Origin of the sequence: Chelativorans composti (assembly GCF_039541695.1) — a bacterium.
In the GTDB taxonomy this organism is placed as follows: domain Bacteria; phylum Pseudomonadota; class Alphaproteobacteria; order Rhizobiales; family Rhizobiaceae; genus Chelativorans; species Chelativorans composti.
Genome location: NZ_BAABGS010000014.1, coordinates 1 through 20324, shown reverse-complemented (window position 1 = coordinate 20324; position 20324 = coordinate 1). Strand labels below are relative to the sequence as shown.

Below are 20324 nucleotides of genomic sequence, written 5' to 3'. Positions count from 1 at the left end.
CCTCAGGCTTCGATGGATTCAGCAGGCTCAGAAAAAAGGGGGGGCCGCTCAGGCAGCTCCCATCCCCCTCATCGCCGCTGCGATAAACCCGGCGCGAGCTTCGGGCATGGGGAGACCCCGCGGTTCGTAGAGATGGCGGAACAGGAAATGGCCGGTGAGCGCCATGGCCTCGCCGATCGCCTGCACGTCGCAGGCCGTCTCCGCGGTTGACGTCAGGATGGCGGGCAAGGGCAGCAGCTTGTCCGCCCACGGCGCGCCCGCCTCCCGCGTCACCGCCCTTCCCGTCTTCGGAGAGACATAGGCAAGGTTGGCGCGCTCGCCGGTGAGTGCGCATTGGGAAAGGTCGAGGCCGAACCCGAGTTCCTCGAGCACCGCGAGCTCAAACCGCGCCATCAGAACGGCTCCGGCCATCGGCTCACCGAGATGTTCGGCGACGAACCCCAGCGCCCTGAACAGACCCGGATGCGGGTCGCGCTCGGGCAGGAGCCTGAGGTGCGCGGCAAGCGTCTGGATCCCGTAGATCGCGACAGGCGAATCGATCAGGCGGGCGGCGTTGAGTTGCAGGGGCTCCACCTGGAACGTGCCTAGATGTTCGTCGAGCCGCGCGCGCCAGGCAAGGTCGAGCAGATTGCCTGGCTGCAGCGCGGGCTGCATGCGCCGGGACCGCCCGCCACGCACGAGGCCCATGTGGCGGCCATGCGCCTCCGTCATGACCTCCAGCACGACGCTGGTCTCACCGTATTTCCGGGTGCCCAGAACTATGCCCTGATCGCGCCACTCCATCAGCCTGAACCCGAATTTGCCCCCATCCTGCCGCTCCGGCTCAGGAAACGTGTCCAGGAAACGCCGCGCCCGCACCGCGGCGGGAGCGGCAAGAGTCTCCGAGCCTCAGCCCGGAAACTCGAGACCCATCTCGCGGTAGCGCTCCGGATCGTCACCCCAGTTCTCGCGCACCTTCACGAACAGGAACAGGTGAACGGGTTGTTCCAGGATCTCCGAAAGCTCCTGGCGGGCGGCCTGACCGATGGCGCGGATCGTGGCGCCCTTGTGCCCGAGCACAAGTTTCTTCTGCCCTTCCCGCTCGACATAGATGACCTGTTCGATGCGCACGGATCCGTCCTTGCGCTCTTCCCATTTCTCCGTCGTCACGTGGGCCGAATAGGGCAGTTCCTGATGCAGCCTGAGATAGATCTTTTCGCGCGTGATCTCGGCCGCCAGCATGCGCATCGGCAGGTCGGAGATCTGGTCCTCGGGATAGTACCAGGGGCCCTCGGGCAGCGCCTCCGCGAAATAGTTGAGCACGTCCTGGCAGCCCGATCCCTTGAGCGCCGAGATCATGAAGGTACGCTCGAACGGAACGCGCCTGTTGGCTTCCGCCGCGAGTTCCAGCAGCGTCTCCGGCTTCACGCGGTCGATCTTGTTGAGGATCAGCACCTTGGGCTGGCGGACCTTGCTGAGGTTATCGAGGATCGTCTCGGCGTCGCCCTTGATGCCGCGCTCCGCGTCGATGAGGAACGCCACGATATCGGCGTCACCGGCTCCGCCCCAGGCGGTGCTCACCATTGCCTTGTCGAGGCGGCGTCGCGGGCGGAAGATGCCCGGCGTGTCGACGAAGACGATCTGCGTCCTGCCCTCGGTGACGATGCCGCGCACCAGCGTGCGCGTCGTCTGCACCTTGTGGGTGACGATGGACACCTTGGCGCCGACCAGCTGGTTGAGCAGCGTCGACTTGCCGGCGTTGGGGGCCCCGATCAGCGCAACGAACCCGGACCGCGTGGGGGCCTCGGTGCCTTCGGCTGTGTTTTCTGGTTCGTTATTCATGCGTCAGATGCTTTCCATACGCCTTCGCGGGTCAAGACTTCCTGGGCGGCGAGCTGCTCGGCCTCGCGCTTGGACCGTCCCCTGCCCCGACCGTCCGCCACGCCCTTGATCTTCACCGCGACGGTGAAAACGGGGTCGTGGTCCGGGCCGCTTCGATCCTCGACCACATATTGCGGCGTATCGCCGGCGACCTGGTGCGCCCATTCCTGCAGCGCCGTCTTGGCGTCTGCCCGCGCCTTGCCGATGGACATCGCGCGGCCTTCCCAGTGAGCGTGGATGAAAGCGCGCGCGCCTTCAAGTCCGTCCTGCAGATAAATGGCCGCGATCAGCGCCTCCATCACGTCGGCGCGCATGTTGATCTGCTTGCGCGCGGCGAGCGCCTTCACGTCGCTGCCCTTGCGGATGAGGCTGCTGAGCCCGAGCTCGTCCGTCATCTGCGCGAGCACCTCGGCATTGACGAGCCCGTTGAGGCGCAGCGACAGCTCCCCTTCGCTCGCCTGCGGAAACTTCCGGAAGAGCATGTCCGCGATGACGAGCCCGAGCACCCGGTCTCCGAGAAACTCGAGGCGCTGGTAGTCCGCGCTTGCCCTGGCGCTGGAATGGGTCAGCGCCTCTTCGAGGATGCGGGGATCCTTGAAGTGGATCCCGATGCGTTCCTCGACGGCCTTGACCAGCTCCTTGTCCCTTAACGGCTTTACCATGTCGTGCCGCCTACCGGACCCATGTGAAGAGGCGGGAGAAGCGCACTTCCGTCGGCCATTTCCAGATCTCGAGCGGGCTCGCGCCGCCGGCGATAGAGAAGAAGATGATGTTGGCGCGGCCTACCAGGTTCTCCGCCGGGACGTACCCCACGGAGAAGCGGCTGTCGGTCGAGTTGTCGCGGTTGTCGCCCATCATGAAGTAGTGGCCCTCCGGCACGACGAACTCGCGGGTGTTGTCGCCGATCGAATTGGGGATCAGGTCCAGCGTCTCGTAGGACACGCCGTTGGGCAGCGTCTCGCGGTAGACGTCGACCGGCCGGTTCATCTCCGTGATGTCCGGGTCGTTGATCTGGCGGACGAGCTCGCGCGGTACCGGTTCGCCATTGAGGTAGAGCTGCCCGTCGCGCATCTGCACGCGGTCACCGGGCAGGCCGATCACGCGCTTGATGTAGTCGAGCGAGGGCTGCGGCGGGTACTTGAAGACCACCACGTCGCCGCGCTCCGGTTCGCTTCCGAAGATGCGGCCCGAGAAGAGCGGCGGATTGAACGGGAAGGACGCGTTGGAATAGCCGTACGCCCACTTGGTGACGAACAGGTAGTCTCCTTCCAGCAGGGTTGGCCGCATCGAACCCGAGGGGATCGAAAAGGGCTGGAACAGGAACGTTCTGATGACCAGCGCCAGGAGCAGCGCCTGAATGATGACACTGACGGTTTCACCGATCCCGCCAGACTGTTTCCGCGATTTGACAGCCACGCTACCTCTTTCCTCAGCTCTATCGTTGCAGCCGCAACAATTGGGCCTTCTTATCGGCTACGACTCACTCCCGCAATGCGGTCGAGGTCAGTCTTTGCCATCCTGCTGCAGAGCGGGTACAGCTTCAATCACCACAAAGGCCTGAGCCAGTGGATAGTCGTCGGTGATCGTCAGATGGATGACCGCACGCATGCCCTCCGGAACCATGGCCCTGAGTCTGAGCGCCGCCCCTCCGGTCAGCTCCATCGTCGGCTTTCCGCTCGGCAGGTTGACGACACCCATGTCGCGCCAGAAAACCCCGCGTGACATGCCTGTCCCGAGCGCCTTGGCGCAGGCTTCCTTGGCGGCGAACCGCTTGGCGTAGGACGCGGCCCGCTGGGCCCGTGCCTCGGACTTCCGGCATTCGATCTCCGTGAAGATGCGGCCGATGAATCGCTCACCATGTCTCTCCAGCGTCCGCTCAATCCGCCGGATGTCTATGATATCACTGCCTAGACCGATGATCATTCACCTACCTTCACATTGACGTGGGCTACCCGGGATGTGAGCCGTCCGGCTGTATGCGCGCGGTTGCGCGCGCCTGGCCCGCTGTCCGTCTGCGCCGGCGAAGTCTACGGATGCCCATGAAGACAAGGAAATAAGTGATGACTGCGGCCACGCCGCCGAGCAGCACCGATCCGACCAGCATCGGCTTCAGCAGCGGATCCCAGAGCCGGGCGAACTCGAAATCGAGGAGAAGGTTCCCCAGGCTGTTGGCGCCGATCGCCGTCTCGAGATTCTGCTGCAGGACGAGCTGCCCCACCTGGAGTGTGGCGCCCCAGATGAAGGGAAGCGTGATCGGATTGCCGAGCGCCGTGCCGGTGGCGGCGGCGATGACGCTGGCGCGGACAAGCCAGGCGAGCACGATGGCCAAAAGGAAATGCAATCCGACGAAAGGCGTGAACGTGCAGAAAACGCCGATGGCCAGCCCCGCCGCCACAGCATGGGGAGATCCTTGCAGACGAAGGGCCTTGACCATGAAGTAGCGGGCCGACCTGCGGAACGAACGCCGGGGCCAGAGCATCATCCTGATCCGCTCCCCCCATGTGATCTTCGCTCTCTGCCCGAACAGCATATCCTTAGTGTATCACCTCAAGCGGTCGCCTGGCCGAACTGCGCAGGCAGCCGAAACTTATTGCATTATCGACTGCGTTTTCCGGAATGAGAAGCGTAACATGCAATGAGACGGTCCGGCAGGATGCGCAGGGCGCGGATGCTGGACCAGTCTCCGGGCGAAATTGCGGCCACCGGCATTCTGTAGCCGCTTCCGCAGCCGACGCCCCGCTCCGCCATCGTGCGGCCGGCAACCGGCATTTTCTCTCCGGCAGCACCTGCCTGACCTTCGTCAGCCATGAACGCGCCGCACGTCGCTCACGCAGTCGATCTCCTTGAGCTGAGAGATGAGCCGCGTCAGATGCTTCAAATCCCACACCTCCAGCTCGAAGTCCATCTCGGTGAAGTCCGGCGCCGTCCGCGTCATCGACAGCTGGTGGATGTTGGCGTCGTTGGCGGCGATCACCTGGGCGATCTCGGCGAGCGAGCCGGGCTCGTTAATGGCAACCACGGCGATGCGGGCCGGGAAGCGCTCCTTCATGTTCTCGTCGATGTCCCAACGGACGTCGATCCACAGTTCGGGCTTGTCGTCATAAGCCACCAGCGCGGGCGACTGGATTGGATAGATCGTGATGCCCTGCCCCGGTTGCAGGATGCCGACGATGCGGTCGCCCGGCACCGCCCCTTCCGGCGCGAAACGGACCGGCAGGTCCGAATTGATGCCGCGGATCGGCAGTGCGTTGTCGCTGCCGGACGGCGTGTCCTTGCCCTTGCCCTTGCGGCCGAGCCGCCCGGGGAGCTTGAAGAGCATGCCGGCGGCGTTGCGCAGGTTGAACCAGCCTTCCTCCCGGGCCGACTGGTTCTGCGTCACGCGCTCGTCCTTGTAATCCGGATAGACGGCCCGCAGCACGTCCTGCGACGTGAGCTCGCCACGGCCAACCGAAGCCAGCACGTCCTCCACCTCCTTGCGGGCGAGACGGTGCAGCACGGGCTTGAGGAGCTCCTTGGAGAACGGCTTGCCGGCGCGTTCGAAGGCGCGCTCCAGAATGCGGGCGCCGAGGCCGGAGTACTGCTTGCGGATCGCGTTGCGTGTCGCCCGGCGGATGGCCGAGCGCGCCTTTCCGGTCACGACGATGGACTCCCAGGCTGCCGGCGGCACCTGCGCCTTCGAGCGGATAATCTCCACCTCGTCGCCGTTCTTGAGCTCGGTCATCAGCGGCATGATGCGGCCGTTGATCTTGGCGCCAACGCAGGTGTCGCCGATGTCGGTGTGAACCGCGTAGGCGAAGTCGATGGGTGTCGCGCCCCTCGGCAGGGCGATGAGCCGGCCCTTTGGCGTGAAGCAGAACACCTGATCCTGGAATAGCTCGAGCTTGGTGTTCTCGAGGAAGTCTTCCGGATTGTCGCCTTCCGCCAGCGCCTCGATCGTCCGGCGCAGCCATGCGTAGGCATTGGTGTCCTTGGAGATCTGATGGCCTTCGGCGCGCGTCTTCGATCCGAAATCCTTGTAGATCGTGTGCGCCGCCACGCCGTATTCGGCCACGAAGTCCATCTCGCGCGTGCGGATCTGCAGCTCGACGCGCTGGCGCGACGGACCCACGATGGTCGTGTGGATGGAGCGATAGTCGTTCTGCTTCGGCGTGGAGATGTAGTCCTTGAAGCGCCCGGGCACCATCGGCCAGGTGCTGTGGATCACGCCCAGCGCCCGGTAGCAGTCCTCCACGTTGTCCACCAGGACCCGGAAGCCAAAGATGTCGGACAGCTGCTCGAAGGAAAGCGCCTTTGTCTCCATCTTGCGGAACACGGACCACGGCTTCTTCTGGCGGCTCTTCACCTCCGCCTTGATCTTCTGCTCCTCGAACTTCTTGGCGAGGGCCTCCTCGATTTCGCTGATAACGCCCTTGTTCCGCTCCGTCAGCTCCTTCAGGCGCTCCGTGACCGCCTGATAGGCCTCGGGGTTGATGTAGCGGAAAGCGAGCTCTTCCAGCTCCTCGCGCATTTCCTGCATGCCCATGCGCCCGGCGAGTGGCGCATAGATGTCCATGGTCTCCTCGGCGATGCGCAGCCGCTTGTCCGGCCGCATCACGTCGAGCGTGCGCATGTTGTGCAGCCGGTCTGCGAGCTTGACCAGCAGCACGCGCACGTCGTCGGCGATGGCCAGCAGCAGCTTGCGCAGGTTCTCTGCCTGTGCGGCCTTGGTGGAGACGAGGTCAAGCTTCTTGAGCTTGGTCAGCCCCTCGACGAGCGCGCCGATGTCCGGGCCAAACAGCTCGTCGATCTCCTGGCGGGTCGCGGTCGTGTCCTCGATCGTGTCGTGCAGCAGCGCGACGGCGATCGTCGACTCGTCCAGGCGCATGTCGGTGAGGATGGCGGCGACTTCGAGCGGGTGGGAGAAATAGGGATCGCCGGAAGCGCGCTTCTGATGGCCATGCTTCTGCATGGCATAGACATAGGCTTTGTTCAGGAGGGCTTCGTTGACGTCAGGCTTGTATCGCTGCACGCGCTCCACAAGCTCGTACTGACGCATCATGCTTGTTGTCTCCCCACGCAATCCATAGTCGCCCGCCGGAGCCGCGCGCGCCGACGGGCGCAATGCTTTAGTGCTCCAATTATCTTGCAGCTAAACGTCTCACGCCCCGAAAGCAATCACTTTCGAGGCGTGAGATAGATACGTTTCGCAGAAATTCCAGTCTCTTCCGCCCGTGGGAACCTGCGGGAGAGACGGGCCGGCTCGCGCCGGCTCTCAGTAATCGTCGTTCTTTTCGGGAGCGACCAGGCCCTCGATGCCGGCGAGCAGCTCTTCCTCGCTCATGCGGTCGAAAGTGATCTGCTCCTCCGGCGAGAACTGATCGTCGCTCTCGTCGGTGATGGCAGGCAGATCCGGCTCGGGCTCATCCACTTCGACATGCTTCTGCAGCGAGTGGATGAGATCCTCCTTCAGATCATCCGGCGACAGGGTCTCGTCCGCGATCTCGCGCAGCGCGACAACCGGGTTCTTGTCGTTGTCGCGGTCCACGGTGATCATCTCGCCCTGGGAGATCTGCCGCGCCCGGTGAGCAGCCAGCAGAACCAGCTCGAAGCGATTCGGAACCTTGTCGATGCAATCTTCTACGGTGACGCGGGCCATGGTTTGCCCCTTTCATTCGCATATGTCGGAAAGACTCGGGCGACCCATAGCTTTTCCTGACGGAAAACACAAGCACCCTCGCCTGCGACATCCCTTGCGCTGAGGAAATGCAGGCAAGTCGCCCATTACTGTTGTGTTGTCGCCACTAATCTTATGGATGCTAAATTATCCACCATTGGCAACATTTCAATAGCGTACTATCTATGGCAATATCAACATTTGCTTGGAGCGTGGCGGCAGCGCCCCCCAACAGCCATTGAGAAAAATGCCGATTGCCTCATGAAGGGATTGTTGCCACATGTTTGATCCGCGCGAAAAGATCGCAATGTTCATCGACGGCGCGAATCTGTATGCCACGTCGCGTGCGCTAGGTTTTGACATCGACTATCGAAAGCTTCTGACAGCTTTCCAGAAGCGCGCCTATCTTCTTCGCGCGTACTACTACACTGCGCTGGTGGAGGATCAGGAATACTCGTCGATCCGCCCGCTGATCGACTGGCTGGACTACAACGGCTACAAGGTCGTGACGAAGCCCGCCAAGGAGTTCACGGACTCCGCCGGGCGCCGGAAGATCAAAGGAAACATGGACATCGAGCTGACGATCGACGCCCTGGAGCTGGTCGACGTGGTCGATCACTATGTCCTGTTCTCCGGTGACGGTGACTTCCGCACGCTCGTGGAAGCCTTGCAGCGTCGCGGCCGCAAGGTCAGCATCGTGTCGACGATCCAGTCGCAGCCGCCGATGATCTCGGACGAGTTGCGCCGCCAGGCCGACAGCTTTATAGACTTGGCTTCATTGCAACATGAAGTTGGCCGGGAGCCGTCCGAGCGCCCGGCGCGCAGGACTGACCCGGGCTTTGACAACGCCGAGTGAACTGACAGCAGACCCGCCTTATCGCTGTCCGCTTTGCCCGCGCCTCTACGCCTTCCTTGAGGAATGGCGCGCGCGGGAGCCGGATTGGTACAACGGGCCGGTACCGACCTTCGTCCCGAGGGCCGGCGTCGAGGACGTTCGCCTGCTGATCGTGGGTCTCGCTCCCGGGGTCCGGGGCGCCAACCGGACGGGGCGTCCCTTCACGGGCGACTATGCCGGCGACCTGCTCTATTCCACGCTGATCAAGTACGGTTTCGCGAAAGGGGTTTTCGAGGCAAGGCCCGATGACAGCCTTGAGCTGATAGACGCGGCCATCACCAACGCGGTCCGCTGTGTGCCGCCGGAAAACAAGCCGGAGGGCGCGGAGGTCAACACCTGCCGGAAAAACTTCCTCGAGCCGACCATTCGCCGCTTCCCGAATCTCGCGGCGATCGTGACGCTGGGCACGATCTCCCATCAGGCCACGGTGCGGGCGCTGGGTTTCCCCGTGAAGCTCCTCCCCTTCTCCCACGGCGGGGAGCATGACGCGGGGAATGTGCGCATCTTCGCGAGCTATCATTGCTCCCGCTACAACACCAACACCGGCAAGCTCACAACGGAGATGTTCGAGAACGTCTTTGCGAGCGCCCGGAAATACCTGGACCGGGCGGTCTGAGGGCCCTCGCCTGGGGAATGACGGAGAGGAAAAGGAGCGGTTCAGTACCGCTCCTTGAGAAGCCTTGCCTTTTCGCGTTCCCAGTCGCGTTCCTTGCTGGCCTCGCGCTTGTCGTGGAGCTTCTTGCCGCGGGCGACCGCCAGCTCCAGCTTCGCCCTGCCCCGCTCGTTGAAATAGATCTTGAGCGGAACCATGGTCATGCCTTCGCGCTCGACGGCCTGCGCCAGCTTCGCGAGCTGGCGTTTGTTGACCAGTAGCTTCCGCCTGCGGCGCGGCTCGTGGTTGAACCGGTTTCCGGCGAAATATTCGGGAATATAGGAGTTGATAAGCCAGAGCTCTCCGTCCTCTACGGAAGCGTAGGACTCCTGAATGTTGGAGCGTCCCTCCCGCAGCGACTTCACCTCCGTGCCGGTCAGCACCAGACCGGCCTCGAGCGTATCCACGATCTCGTAGGCGAAGCGGGCCTTGCGGTTGTCGGCAACAATCTTGATGTTCGGATTCTGCTTGGACATATCGCCTATATAGGACAGTTCAGACTTTCACAGAAACGCCGAACCGTCCTGACCTCTGCTTTTCGCGGTTCCCAATGATCCGGCTCCCGCTACTTCCGGAACCGCGCTCCGTCTGTCTGTCGGTTCCAGGCGGAAAACGGTTTCCGTGTTCCTGGGACCGCACACCATTCTTGGTCGCAGTCCCCCACGGAAAACCGGTTCCCGCTCTTCCTGGAACCGCTCCGGCTTCGACCCTAGTTCAGGAGTCCCGCGTGCCTCAGCGCGTCGTCAATCCGCTCGGCCGTCTCCGGCGCGACCGTCACCAGCGGCAACCGCAGCACGTTGTTGATCTTGCCGATGCGGGAGAGCGCATACTTGACGCCCGCCGGGTTCGGCTCGATGAACAGGGCCTTGTGGAGCGGCATCAGTCGGTCCTGCAGCTCGATCGCCCGATCCCTTTCGCCCGAGAGCGACGCCTTCTGGAACTCCGCGCACAGACGCGGCGCGACATTGGCCGTCACCGAGATGCAGCCCTGACCGCCATGCGCGTTGAACGCAAGCGCGGTGGCATCCTCACCCGACAGCTGGATGAAGTCCGGACCGCAGGCGAGGCGCTGCTCGGTCACCCGCTCGAGCTTGCCGGTCGCGTCCTTCACGCCGACGATGTTCTTGAAATCGGCGCGCAGGCGCCCCATCGTCTCGGGCGTCATGTCGATCACCGAGCGCGGCGGGATGTTGTAGATGAAGATCGGCAGCGACACCGACCGCGCGATGGCCGCGAAATGCTCGTAGAGCCCGCGCTGGTTCGGCTTGTTGTAATAGGGCGTGACGACGAGAAGCGCGTCCGCGCCCACCTTCTCCGCGTGCTCGGCGAAATAGATCGCCTCCCGCGTCGAATTGGATCCGGCGCCGGCGATCACCGGAACACGGCCGCCGACGGCCTGCACGCACATCTCGATGACAAGGGCATGCTCTTCATGGCTTAGCGTGGGCGACTCCCCGGTCGTGCCGACCGGAACGAGGCCATTCGTCCCTTCGTCAATCTGCCAATTGACCAGGTCATGAAAGGCTTTTTCGTCCAGGCTCCCATCCTGACGGAATGGCGTCACGAGCGCTGTGATGGAACCCCTGAACATGCGAACTTAACTCCTTGAAGTGAAATCAGTGCCCTCCTCCGGGGCACCCGGTGCCTGCCGAAGACAGGCGCGGCACCATAGTATTGCCATTCTGACGCTGCAAGAACTCTGCGTAAAAGAGACAATGCTGTTACGTGCGACAAACGCAACCGCATGTTTCCCCATGCGAAGACTTGCTTCGGAGGGCGTTGATATCCTTTTTTGGGCCGATGAAAAAGGTGTTTCTCGCGTGGGTCCGTTACGGAAAATCGTCGTAGCGCTCGCGCTTCTGTCAGCTTCTGTTCCGGCTCGCGCAATCGAGCTTCCGGACGAGGCTCCATTGCCCGAACTACGCCCCTATTTTCCGTCGGAACCGTTGTCCGCTTCGGTGTCCGCGCTCTTCGGCCGCCTGTTCAATCCGGATGCCGCACGTCAGCAGCTGAAGGCCGGCCTCCGGGCGCTCGCTGATGGCGATGTCGACGCGGCACGCGCCGCCCGTAGCGAGCTTTCCGAGGGGGCTGTCGAACACAAGCTGCTTTCCTGGGCAATCGCCACGTCCGGCAACCGGGGCGTGACGAGCGACGAAATTGCTGAAGCCATGGCTGAGCTGCAAGGCTGGCCCGGCCACCATCGCCTGCAGGCGGCGCTGGAACGCGCGCTCTTCCGCGAGGACGCCAAAGCCGGGGTTGACCCCGCGACTCTGGAAACGCCCCGCACCTTGGAGGGCAAGCTTCTCCTGGCCCGGACCCGTCTGGCTGGCGACGACCCGGACGCCGCCCGCGCCCTGATCGCCCCGGTGTGGCGGACGGAAAACCTCTCGCCCCGTCACGAAAGCCTCATCCTCGACGAATTCGGTTCCCTCCTCACCTCCGAGGATCACCGTTTCCGCACCGAGCGCATGCTGTACGCGAAGGAGATTTCGGCTGCCAGACGCATCGAGCATCTCTCCGGGCTGGGCAAGCTTATAGCCGCATGGCAGGCCGTGGAGCGCAACGATTCCAAGGCGGCGCAGCTGATCGAGGCCGTACCGGCGGTGCAGCGCAAGGCGGCCTGGACCTTCCTCAAGGCGCGCCACCTGCGCCGCAAGGGTGAGCTGCAGGCCGCCGCGAAACTTATCTTGGACATTCCCCCTGCCGAGACCGCTGACGTGGATGCGGATGCCTGGTGGGCGGAGCGGCGGGCGCTGAGCCGGGAACTCCTGGATCAGGGCGAGTTCGACCTCGCCTACAGGATTGCGGCCTCCCAGCACGGCGGCAAGCCCGTGACCCAGGCCGACGCGGCCTTCCACGCGGGATGGTTAGCCCTGCGCTTCCTGAACGATCCCGCCCGCTCCGTCCCTCACTTCCGGCGCATCGCCGAGGTGGCGAGCGGCGCCATCACCCAGGCGCGAGCCCATTACTGGCTCGGCCGCGCGGCGGAGGCAGGCGCGCCGGACCTGGATGCGCAGGAGCATTACGCGCTGGCGGCGCACCACCCGACAGCCTTCTACGGCCAGCTTGCGACGGCAAGGCTCGGCAATACGTTCCTGCCACTGACCTCGCCGTCGATCTCCGATCGGGACCGCGCCGCCTTCGCGTTCCGCGAGCCGGTCCGCGCGATTCGCCTTCTGGACGAACTCGGCTTCGGCCAGCTGGCCACGCAGCTCTCCCGCGATCTTGCCGACGACCTTGCGACGCCTGAGGAGTTGGCAATGCTTGTGGAGATGGCGGAGCAATCCGGCAATCACTATCTGGCCTTGCGCATTGCCAAGGCCGGAGCCACGCGCGGCCTCTCGGTCGGCGCGCTTACGCATCGCGTCGGCGCTATCCCCCGCAATGCCGAACTCACCGGCGCGGGCGAGGCGCTCGCCTATGCCATTGCCCGCCAGGAAAGCGAGTTCAACGTCGGCGCCGTATCGAGCGCCGGTGCGCGCGGCCTGCTCCAGCTCATGCCCGGAACGGCAAGGGAAGTGGCCATCAAGGCCGGGCTACCCTTCTCGCCCGTCCGGCTGACCTCGGATGCCGGCTACAGTGCGGCCCTGGGTGCCGCCTATCTGGATGAGCAGCTCGCCCGCTTCGAGGGCTCCTACATCCTGACCTTCATCGGCTACAACGCCGGACCCGGGCGCGCGCTCCAGTGGATCGAGCGTTATGGCGACCCGCGCGGCAGGTCGATAGAGGAAGTCGTCGACTGGATTGAAAGAATTCCGTTCGCCGAGACCCGCAACTATGTCCAGCGGGTGATGGAAAACTATCAGGTCTACAAGTTCCAGCTTTCCGGCAGTTTCGAGATCGAAAAGGACCTGACCCACGGCCGCCGGCTTCCGGGCCCAACCGGGGACGGGAATCCCTAAGCGGTTCCCGGAAACGGCGGAACCGGTTCTTCACCCGATCGCTGAAAGACGGACGGCTCCGGCGCGAGACGTTCCCCTCGGGCTGGCGGTGCCGTTCCGCTTGATTGCGCTGTGCCGAGAAGGATGCCGGATACGGCGCCTGCTCCTGTCTTCGCATGCCAAGCAAGCCGTGGATGAAATTGTCCGCAAAAAAGAAATGGCCCGTGGGTTTCCCACGGGCCACTGAACTGTCAACTTCTAGGTCAGATTAGAAGTTGCGCTGCAGGCGGAGGAAGCCACCCCAGTGGTTGTCGCCGGACTCGAAGCTGTCGCCATCGTAGTAGTTGACGGCCAGCTTGGAGGCGAAGCCCTTGACGACTTCGTAGTCAACAACGGCGCCGAGGGCCCAGTCGTTGTAGCCATCCACGAAGCTGTCACCGAAGTACTCACCACCGAAGCCGAGAGCCAGCTTCTCGTTGACCTTGTACTTCAGGTGAGCGCCAGCGGCCCACTTGTAGTCATACGGGCTGTACTGGCTTACGCCGGAGGCGTAGACGCCAGCGAGCTGCAGCTCGAGCGGATCCGCCAGCTTGATCTTGGCGATGGCCTTGGCAGCGCCCTCTTCAGCGGTGGCGTCATAGGCGCCCCAAACGTTCAGGCTGCCCCAGCCCTGGGAGATGCCGACCTTACCGACGACGTTCGGCTTGTAGTCATAGTCGTAGTCGTACTCTTCGAGAGCGAGCGCAACGTTCACGCCGTTACCGAAGGCGAAGTTGTAGCCAACGGTGTGGACGCGGCTGTCGTAACCCCAGTAGTCGTACTCGCCGTCGAGGTCACCATCCCAGAGGGTGGTCTTGATACCGAAGAACAGGCCGCCCAGCTCGACGAAAGCCTGACGCAGGGTAACGCCGCTGCTGTGACGGTCATCGTCCTCGTCCACAAAGCCACGAAAGCCGGAGCTCTGGTTGAACCAGACCTGGATGAAGCTGCGGAGCGTGCCGAGCTCGGTCTCGGAACGGGCGTCGAGCTCAACGTTCGCACGGCCGAACTTGCGCCAGCCATCGTCACCCTCGGCCCAGTCNCGCAAACGCGGACGTACTCCATGGGCTCCGGCTCCGGAACGAAGATTGCGTCAGCAGCCTGAGCGCCGGTGAAGCTCACCGAGGCGACCGCGGAGCCAAGAAGAAGAAGGCTCTTGATGTTCATAATTCTGACCTCCAGTCAAAAGTTCAAATTACGGGTCTGGGCTCATACTGAAGGACAGCGTTCCCTGCCCCATCCCCAGAATGTGAAAAGTTGCTTACGCCCCTTCTCTGAAACCGACATTACCCATCACGAAGTTCCGTTCAACCGTCTTTGCCACGTTCACGCCATCTTCCGGTCTTGATCTGAAATCCGTGTTGCAGAAATGCCACGATCTGGGCGACCGCAGTAAGAGTTTGTTAACAAACGTAACCGTTTGGGACAGGTCAGGTACGGCTTACGCCGCGGAATCGGCCTTTGATTCGAGAATCTTAACAGAATCAGCTCTGACCCGACTCCAGTTCCTGCCTTAAGGTCAAACAAGGCGGACTGGTACTCCGGCCGGGTCTGTGCCTGCGGCGCGGGCAGCGATAGTTCCGCACATAAAAAGATCGAGAAAGAGCAGAAGGGATGTTGATTGTGGCGCCGGATTTCTTTAATCGAGGCCTCACCGGAGAGGTGGCCGAGTGGTCGAAGGCGCTCCCCTGCTAAGGGAGTAGACCCCAAAAGGGTCTCGTGGGTTCGAATCCCATCCTCTCCGCCACGGCGAATCCACTCTTCGCCAATTACGCGCAAGACGCTGTTTTCCCGACATGATTTCCAGGCTGGGAACCCAAATGAGGGTGCCTGTGCCATGGATGTATCGTCAGAAGTATCGCTGAATGTATCGCCCGAAGTATCGCTCGGGAGGACGCGTTCGGCGGCCCGGGAAGCATCCTCCAAACGTCCGCGCGGCACAGGGGCCGGACGGTACCTCGTGCGATCAGGTTCCGTTTACATCTTCCAGATTAGGGTTCCGAAGGACCTTTGCGGCCACGAGCTTCCCCTCGTCCGCGTCAGCCTCGGCGCGCTGACCGCGAGGCAGGCCCGCATCCGGGCGGACATCATGGCGGCTCATGCCCGCCTCTTCTTTGAGGGAGTGAGGACAGAAAGTTGGCAAACGGGCAAGACGAAGACGGAGCGAGCAGCCGCAGCGAAGCTTACGGACCGGGCGCACCACAATTCACGGGTGAGACGCCGTTGGAAGTGCTGGCCGAGGCGCGTGGTTATCTTCTGAAGGCCATGGCGTCCGTGATTTCCGGAGAGGCTCCGCCGTCTCCGCCACATCAGGAGGCGGCGCTCGAGGGTCTGCGAGGTCTGGTAGGCATTGCGCGCGAGGTGGCCAAGGGGCCTGCGGGAAATCCACTAATCATCGAGAATGCCGATCTGCTGAAGGCCCGCTACGTGGCGAAGGTTCAAGGCGCCGATCGAGCTATGGCAACGGCGACGACAGTCGGCACGAGTGGCGAAGCCCCGAAGGCCGCGCCACCTGCGCCTGAATCCCGCATAGACGCGCTTGGCCCCGCTGCCCAGCCGCCCGCTCCCTCACATTCGCCGAAGGCGGCACCGAGGCAACCCGTCCCGGCCTTTGAGCTTGACCGCCGCACGGTTGCTCGACCTGCCTCCTCCAAGCCGCTGTTCAGTTCCATCGCGGCCGAGTATTTCGAGGCAAGGGCCGTAAAATCCGGCGAAGACAATCCCGACATCAAGACCGCTCGATACCGATGTGACCTCTTCGTCGAGCTCGTTGGCGACCATCCGGTCGACACATACACGTCTGCGGACTTGCAGGCTTACGTCAAGTTCTTGAAGTACTGGCCCGCCAAGGAAAAGGACCGCCCCAGGGACCTGTCCGCCAGGGAAATCATCGCCATGAATCAAGACCTGTCCCGGAAGCCCCTGGCGAGAAAATCCCTTCGCGAAGGGTATGTAGGAGCCGTCAAGGCAGTGATCCGCTCGCGAATGGCGGTGTACGATTATCCCAACCCATTCGCTGGTGTGACCATTTCTTACCCTGACACCGCCACTCCCAGCCAGCCCAGGGAACCGCTCAGCGCCCTGCAGTTAAGCAATATCTTCGCCGCTGGCGTCGGGCGCGGTTTCCTCGATGAGGCCATGCTGCCCCTTCTCGGCCATTTGACCGGAAGAAGGCTTGGCTTGCTGGTACACCTCACCGGGGCCGATATTCGGGAAAAGTACGAAGGTGTCTGGGTCGCGCAGACCAACGGCATCATAAAGGTGAACAAAACCTGGCAACGGGTGCCGATCAAAACGCAGGCCAGCACGACCTTCTTCGTCCTGCATGACTTCCTCCGGGAGATCGGCTTTGTGGAATGGGCGACCTCGCAAGGTGATGGCTTCCTGTTCCCGGAACTGATGCGACTCGCCGATCCCTCCAAGAGCGCGAGTTCCTACATGGCGCGCCTGTTCAAACGGGCGGGCATCACGGGCAAGCACAAGGAGGTGTTTCATTCGCTTCGGGGAGGTTACATCGAAATGATGCGCGACAGCAAGGTGGACGCGCGCGACCGCAAGCTCCAGGCGGGACATACCCTCAGCGACGAGCACGACCTCTATGGCTTCCGGGCGATCAGCGAGAGCCGAGCGCGTGAGATGGCGCATGTCGGGCTGATGGAGGGCGTCGACTACTCTATGTTCAAGGGACTCGATTTCGACAAGCTGGCCAGCGCCAAGCGGACGTCCGGACGCAAGAAGAAGTGACAGCTGCGCCGCTCGTGGGCTCCGTCTTGTTTCACCGCAGCGCAGTCAGATGGCAAAGGACGATGTGCCCCTTCCCCCTTTGTCCCCCCCGTGGGCAACAAGTGAGGCTTGCCGATCGCTGACATCGCCTTACTTGTTGCCCGGGGTTTCATGAGGAAGTCGTTGGATTGGGTCGGAATGAGGTGGGGAACCGCCTCTGCAGTCGTGGGCGTCACGAAGCAATTGCTCCCACTGCCTCATGCCCTTGAGACGTCCTCTGGGACCTCGATCAGAGGATCAGTGTAAAACTCACCACCATCAAGAGCCGCAAAGGCGGCCTTTACTGCCTGCTCCCGAAGATGTCGCCATCTCACTTGCGTAGTTATCATGCTCCGGTGGCGCAGGCTGCAGGTCGGCCGCGTCAGACGTCGATGACCATTGCAGGGTCGAAGAGCGGATTCTCGTTTCTGTAGCCCTTGGGGTTGGCCACCACCCTCGTGCTGCCAACGCGGTAGTCGAACGTATCGTGGACATGGCCGTGTACCCATAGGTCAGGGCGGCCCGCTTCGATAAGTGACGACAGGTCGCTGACGAAGGCTCCATTCACGGCAGAGTTCTCGTAGCGGGGATGGACGCTCCCCGGGTTGGGGCCGTGATGAGTGACCACCACAGTCCGGCCGTCGAAGGGCTTAAGCAGCTCGCCCGTGAGCCAGTCCCGAGAGTGCATGTGCAGCGCCCGAGCCTTCTCCGGAGTGAAGGGCTCCGCTTCGGGCAGCTGCCTCCAGAGGATGCGGTGATGGTCGGAAATCTGAAGGGAAGCCAAGCTCATGGAGTAGGATGCGTCGCCGTCCAGCTCATAGTCCGTCCAGAGGGTGCAGCCGATGAAGCGAACTCCGCCGATCACCACGCTGCTGTTGTCGAGCAGGTGGACGCGCTTGCTCTTGAGGGCACGCTTCCTCGCCCACTCCGAGCCCTCCAGCAGTGAGTGGCTGTAGAAGTCGTGGTTCCCCAGGGTGCAAACCACAGGCATGTGCTTGCCAATGAAGCGCTCGAGATAACCGAGCGCAATGAGCGGCCCGGGCAGGATGTCTCCGGCAACTACGCAGACGTCCGCTTCAGGCAAGGGGTCAGGCATGACAAAGTGATCACACTCCAGATGCAGATCGCTGATTACCCAAAGCTTCACAGCTCACCTCCTTCGCCCTTCCGCCGGCTCGGCGGAATGCCACACCCAGCCCTTCGTCAGCTCAGCGAAAGTGCGGGGCGTGAAGGCGACGTCAGGCATGTCCGCGCCAACGTCACGGGAAAGACCAACGCCGGGCACCCTTCCGTGGCTGTGGCCGTAGAAGTGGACGCTGCCGTAGTGCGACGCGGGCCACGTCCTGAGCGCGTAGTGGCACAGGATCACGCGACGGCCGCCATCCTTCACCTCGAGAAGGTCCCGAGGCGGGATGTACCATGGAAGGCGCTCGATCTCGGGATCCAGACTGCCGTCCTTGCGGACGTCATGGTTGCCGATGATGAGAACCTTCTTGCCGCGCAGCGAACGGAACAAACGTCGGTACGCCAGCACGTCTTTACCGGGACGGCCATAGTCGCCGAGGATATAGGTGATGTCATCGTCGCTCTTCACGGCGGCGTTCCACCTACGCACGATCTCCGCGTCCATCTCCTCGGTCGAGCCAAAGGGGCGGTTACAGTTGGCGATGATCGAATGATGGCCGAAGTGAAGGTCGGCGATGTAGCGCTTGGTGACGAAAGCCATGATGAGTACTCCTCAAACTGAATGCGTAGACGGGCGCGCCGCAAGGGACGCTGGCGGTCAGATCGCTATTCGGTTCAAGGGCCTCGTCATGTTTTCGTTCTCCTGCTTTCCCGACAGTAACGGGAAAGATCTAATAGTTTGCGATCGATACAGGGCTCGTGGCCGTGACGTCAACTCCCCACGCAGAACGAACATTCGTCCTTGTTGCTGTCGTCGATACCTCCTTCGCGCCAACGGCTGCGCTGGCAGCCATCCGGACGGCTCGGGAATCTCCTCGGCATATGTCTTCCTCGAAGGCCCGCGGACGCGCAGGAGGAGATGGCATGAGCGTCCCAAGATAGCAAATGCCTAACCGTGCACGGAGCGCGAGTTGTGGTTGTCCGTCCCGGTCCACCTACAACTGCCCTGCTCTCAGCATCTCTCGCCAGCCTCTATGGCGTGGGACTTCGAGCGTCCGGTCTGGACTCGGCTACCCGCTATTCCTCTTCATCAGCTTCCTGGATCGCTTTCCGGGTAAACGGCGTTTTCTGGAGTAATGGGGAGACTAGTGCCCCCAAAACGATAACGCCGTTTTTGCGGACGTCAAAAACAATCCGCTTGAACGCAGACAACCCGAGCCAAAGCAACTGATCAGTCGTCCCCATCCTCGCGTCGCAGCGTGTGCAACTCGGCAAGCGAGATCCGCTGACGCAGGAGCGACCAGCCCCTGTCATAGCGATCCTGCAGGTCGAACCAGACGGCCCGTGTGGCCTTCCTGGAGAAGCCTACGTCCTGCAAACGCTTTGCAACGAGATCCATGATGCGGAACAGGTCTTCATAGCGTCCCAACTTAAGGTGCTGGGTCAGCGTGACGTCAAGAAGCGCCCGCGCGAGATCCTCGTTGCTCGGACGGCGTTCCGCCTTGAGCCGCGCCCGATATTCCCGCTGCCGCACACGTTGCGTCTCCAATCGCTTTGCCTGATCTCGTGCCATGGTACCCTCCGTCGTTGGTCACGTGATCAGGATCAACTCCGGCCTTGCAAGCGACAAACGCCGTTCGTTCCTTAACGCACTCCTCCAGCCTTGAATCGCAAATTTCGAGTTTGGAATCAGGTCTCAGCAATTCTGAATCCGCGTTCTCGATCCTTGAATCCGATTACCGCAAATTTTTTCGCATTAAGATAACGTGCAGGCACTTCATTCACTTCATCTCAACGAAATTTGGCCCTGCGGACGACGCCTCGGCAAACGCCGTTTGCAATGTAACGCGTGTCCAGAATTCTGAATCGAAATAACGCAAATTGTTTCAGGTTGCCAGCAATGCATCTGAACTTGCGGGCGACTTGAGGCGATGTGCCGTGTCGTCGGCGCACATCAGTAGGCAATAAGCTCTGCTTGCTGCGCGGAAGACGGCATCAGGAGGCGTGCCCAAGTCCCGAGAACTAGATCGAGCCTCCTGTTGGCGTGGCGTACCTGCCTGTGTGCTCCACCAGGCCTGGGATTAATTCTCACTGGGCAAACTTTGCCTGAACCCGAAGCGAGCATCGGAACGTGGTCGCAAATGACTGCTTTGCGCCCCATCTCAGACGTACGGGACAAGCTTTGCCGAAGCCCGAAACCGGACGTCTTGGCATTGTTGCCGAGACGTCTGGTCTGGGCCCTCATGTCCGAACTACACGGGATCTAGTGCGTGTCGGAAAGCGGACGTTCGGGCTCTCCTTCCTGATTGGCCGTGTCATTGTCGCTCTCCCGCAGGCGACTCCATTGCGATCCTGAACCGCGCCGGGTTTACCGGAGGCTCCAACTCCTGAGTAGGATGGAGCATCATGAGCAAGACGACGAACACGTTTTCCCCTGAAGTGCGCGAGCGCGCGGTG

At 62.4% G+C, this 20324-nt stretch carries 18 protein-coding genes, 1 tRNA gene and 1 pseudogene; 7 read left to right on the top strand and 13 right to left on the bottom strand.

The window, feature by feature from the left end:
• Nucleotides 1–48: 48 nt before the first annotated feature.
• The 8 genes from recO to rpoZ all read right to left on the bottom strand — a co-directional run bounded on the left by recO (nt 49) and on the right by rpoZ (nt 7495).
• The gene (gene recO, locus ABD906_RS04075) at nt 49–783 is read right to left on the bottom strand and encodes a DNA repair protein RecO (protein ID WP_165278804.1); all 735 of its coding nucleotides are present in this window, start codon (nt 781–783) and stop codon (nt 49–51) included.
• Between the two features lie 105 nt (nt 784–888).
• Nucleotides 889–1821, bottom strand: coding sequence for a GTPase Era (gene era / locus ABD906_RS04070; RefSeq protein ID WP_165278805.1), 933 nt, complete (start codon nt 1819–1821; stop codon nt 889–891).
• A complete protein-coding gene (gene rnc / locus ABD906_RS04065) occupies nt 1818–2522 on the bottom strand; it encodes a ribonuclease III (protein ID WP_165278806.1) in 705 nt (234 codons plus the stop codon). Before rnc ends, era begins: the two co-directional genes overlap by 4 nt.
• Before the next feature lie 10 nt (nt 2523–2532).
• Nucleotides 2533–3276, bottom strand: coding sequence for a signal peptidase I (lepB, locus tag ABD906_RS04060; RefSeq protein ID WP_345098348.1), 744 nt, complete (start codon nt 3274–3276; stop codon nt 2533–2535).
• An 87-nt stretch (nt 3277–3363) separates the two neighbouring features.
• Nucleotides 3364–3783 carry a holo-ACP synthase gene (gene acpS, locus ABD906_RS04055; protein WP_345098347.1) on the bottom strand — a complete coding sequence of 140 codons (420 nt, stop codon included), beginning with the start codon at nt 3781–3783 and terminating at the stop codon, nt 3364–3366.
• A 25-nt stretch (nt 3784–3808) separates the two neighbouring features.
• Nucleotides 3809–4342, bottom strand: coding sequence for a DUF2062 domain-containing protein (locus tag ABD906_RS04050; RefSeq protein WP_345098346.1), 534 nt, complete (start codon nt 4340–4342; stop codon nt 3809–3811).
• A gap of 318 nt (nt 4343–4660) precedes the next feature.
• Entirely contained in the window at nt 4661–6898 is a 2238-nt protein-coding gene (locus ABD906_RS04045) for a RelA/SpoT family protein (protein WP_165278809.1), read from the bottom strand.
• Between the two features lie 213 nt (nt 6899–7111).
• Nucleotides 7112–7495: a DNA-directed RNA polymerase subunit omega gene (rpoZ, locus tag ABD906_RS04040; RefSeq protein WP_345098345.1), complete on the bottom strand. Its 384-nt coding sequence runs from the start codon at nt 7493–7495 to the stop codon at nt 7112–7114.
• Nucleotides 7496–7793: 298 nt separating this feature from the next.
• Here rpoZ and ABD906_RS04035 point away from each other — a divergent pair, with 298 nt between their 5' ends.
• Entirely contained in the window at nt 7794–8369 is a 576-nt protein-coding gene (locus ABD906_RS04035) for an NYN domain-containing protein (RefSeq protein ID WP_165278811.1), read from the top strand.
• The gene (locus ABD906_RS04030) at nt 8353–9024 is read left to right on the top strand and encodes a uracil-DNA glycosylase (protein ID WP_345098344.1); all 672 of its coding nucleotides are present in this window, start codon (nt 8353–8355) and stop codon (nt 9022–9024) included. Before ABD906_RS04035 ends, ABD906_RS04030 begins: the two co-directional genes overlap by 17 nt.
• Nucleotides 9025–9065: 41 nt before the next feature.
• Here ABD906_RS04030 and smpB read toward each other — a convergent pair whose 3' ends face one another.
• Together smpB and dapA are read right to left on the bottom strand one after the other, a co-directional pair.
• Nucleotides 9066–9536: an SsrA-binding protein SmpB gene (smpB, locus tag ABD906_RS04025; protein ID WP_165278813.1), complete on the bottom strand. Its 471-nt coding sequence runs from the start codon at nt 9534–9536 to the stop codon at nt 9066–9068.
• Nucleotides 9537–9769: 233 nt separating this feature from the next.
• Complete coding sequence (dapA, locus tag ABD906_RS04020; RefSeq protein WP_165278814.1) at nt 9770–10651, bottom strand: 4-hydroxy-tetrahydrodipicolinate synthase; 882 nt, start codon at nt 10649–10651, stop codon at nt 9770–9772.
• A 319-nt stretch (nt 10652–10970) separates the two neighbouring features.
• On the opposite strand from dapA, the gene ABD906_RS04015 reads away from it, so the two are divergent.
• The 5 genes and pseudogenes from ABD906_RS04015 to ABD906_RS04000 all read left to right on the top strand — a co-directional run bounded on the left by ABD906_RS04015 (nt 10971) and on the right by ABD906_RS04000 (nt 16724).
• Nucleotides 10971–12962 carry a lytic transglycosylase domain-containing protein gene (locus tag ABD906_RS04015; RefSeq protein WP_345098343.1) on the top strand — a complete coding sequence of 664 codons (1992 nt, stop codon included), beginning with the start codon at nt 10971–10973 and terminating at the stop codon, nt 12960–12962.
• A gap of 283 nt (nt 12963–13245) precedes the next feature.
• Nucleotides 13246–14085, top strand: a complete 840-nt coding sequence (locus ABD906_RS16140; protein ID WP_486303681.1) for a hypothetical protein — start codon at nt 13246–13248, stop codon at nt 14083–14085.
• A gap of 551 nt (nt 14086–14636) precedes the next feature.
• Nucleotides 14637–14727, top strand: a tRNA-Ser gene (locus ABD906_RS04005).
• Nucleotides 14728–14817: 90 nt separating this feature from the next.
• A pseudogene (locus tag ABD906_RS16085) lies at nt 14818–15099 on the top strand (DUF6538 domain-containing protein); the annotation flags it as partial.
• 17 nt (nt 15100–15116) lie between these two features.
• Complete coding sequence (locus tag ABD906_RS04000) at nt 15117–16724, top strand: site-specific integrase (RefSeq protein WP_345098341.1); 1608 nt, start codon at nt 15117–15119, stop codon at nt 16722–16724.
• A 400-nt stretch (nt 16725–17124) separates the two neighbouring features.
• Here ABD906_RS04000 and ABD906_RS03995 read toward each other — a convergent pair whose 3' ends face one another.
• The 3 genes from ABD906_RS03995 to ABD906_RS03985 form a co-directional block, all read right to left on the bottom strand.
• Entirely contained in the window at nt 17125–17889 is a 765-nt protein-coding gene (locus tag ABD906_RS03995; protein WP_165278818.1) for a metallophosphoesterase, read from the bottom strand.
• A gap of 3 nt (nt 17890–17892) precedes the next feature.
• Complete coding sequence (locus tag ABD906_RS03990) at nt 17893–18468, bottom strand: metallophosphoesterase (protein ID WP_345098340.1); 576 nt, start codon at nt 18466–18468, stop codon at nt 17893–17895.
• Nucleotides 18469–19098: 630 nt separating this feature from the next.
• A complete protein-coding gene (locus tag ABD906_RS03985; RefSeq protein ID WP_345098339.1) occupies nt 19099–19440 on the bottom strand; it encodes a hypothetical protein in 342 nt (113 codons plus the stop codon).
• Between the last annotated feature and the right edge of the window lie 884 nt (nt 19441–20324).

Bases quoted from the DNA above. Each gene is read 5' to 3' on its own strand.
- rpoZ (WP_345098345.1), bottom strand. From the start codon at position 7,495: ATGGCCCGCGTCACCGTAGAAGATTGCATCGACAAGGTTCCGAATCGC.
- acpS (WP_345098347.1), bottom strand. From the start codon at position 3,783: ATGATCATCGGTCTAGGCAGTGATATCATAGACATCCGGCGGATTGAG.
- recO (WP_165278804.1), bottom strand. From the start codon at position 783: ATGGAGTGGCGCGATCAGGGCATAGTTCTGGGCACCCGGAAATACGGT.
- rnc (WP_165278806.1), bottom strand. From the start codon at position 2,522: ATGGTAAAGCCGTTAAGGGACAAGGAGCTGGTCAAGGCCGTCGAGGAA.
- ABD906_RS03985 (WP_345098339.1), bottom strand. From the start codon at position 19,440: ATGGCACGAGATCAGGCAAAGCGATTGGAGACGCAACGTGTGCGGCAG.
- era (WP_165278805.1), bottom strand. From the start codon at position 1,821: ATGAATAACGAACCAGAAAACACAGCCGAAGGCACCGAGGCCCCCACG.
- smpB (WP_165278813.1), bottom strand. From the start codon at position 9,536: ATGTCCAAGCAGAATCCGAACATCAAGATTGTTGCCGACAACCGCAAG.
- dapA (WP_165278814.1), bottom strand. From the start codon at position 10,651: ATGTTCAGGGGTTCCATCACAGCGCTCGTGACGCCATTCCGTCAGGAT.
- ABD906_RS04035 (WP_165278811.1), top strand. From the start codon at position 7,794: ATGTTTGATCCGCGCGAAAAGATCGCAATGTTCATCGACGGCGCGAAT.
- ABD906_RS04050 (WP_345098346.1), bottom strand. From the start codon at position 4,342: ATGATGCTCTGGCCCCGGCGTTCGTTCCGCAGGTCGGCCCGCTACTTC.
- ABD906_RS03990 (WP_345098340.1), bottom strand. From the start codon at position 18,468: ATGGCTTTCGTCACCAAGCGCTACATCGCCGACCTTCACTTCGGCCAT.
- ABD906_RS04045 (WP_165278809.1), bottom strand. From the start codon at position 6,898: ATGATGCGTCAGTACGAGCTTGTGGAGCGCGTGCAGCGATACAAGCCT.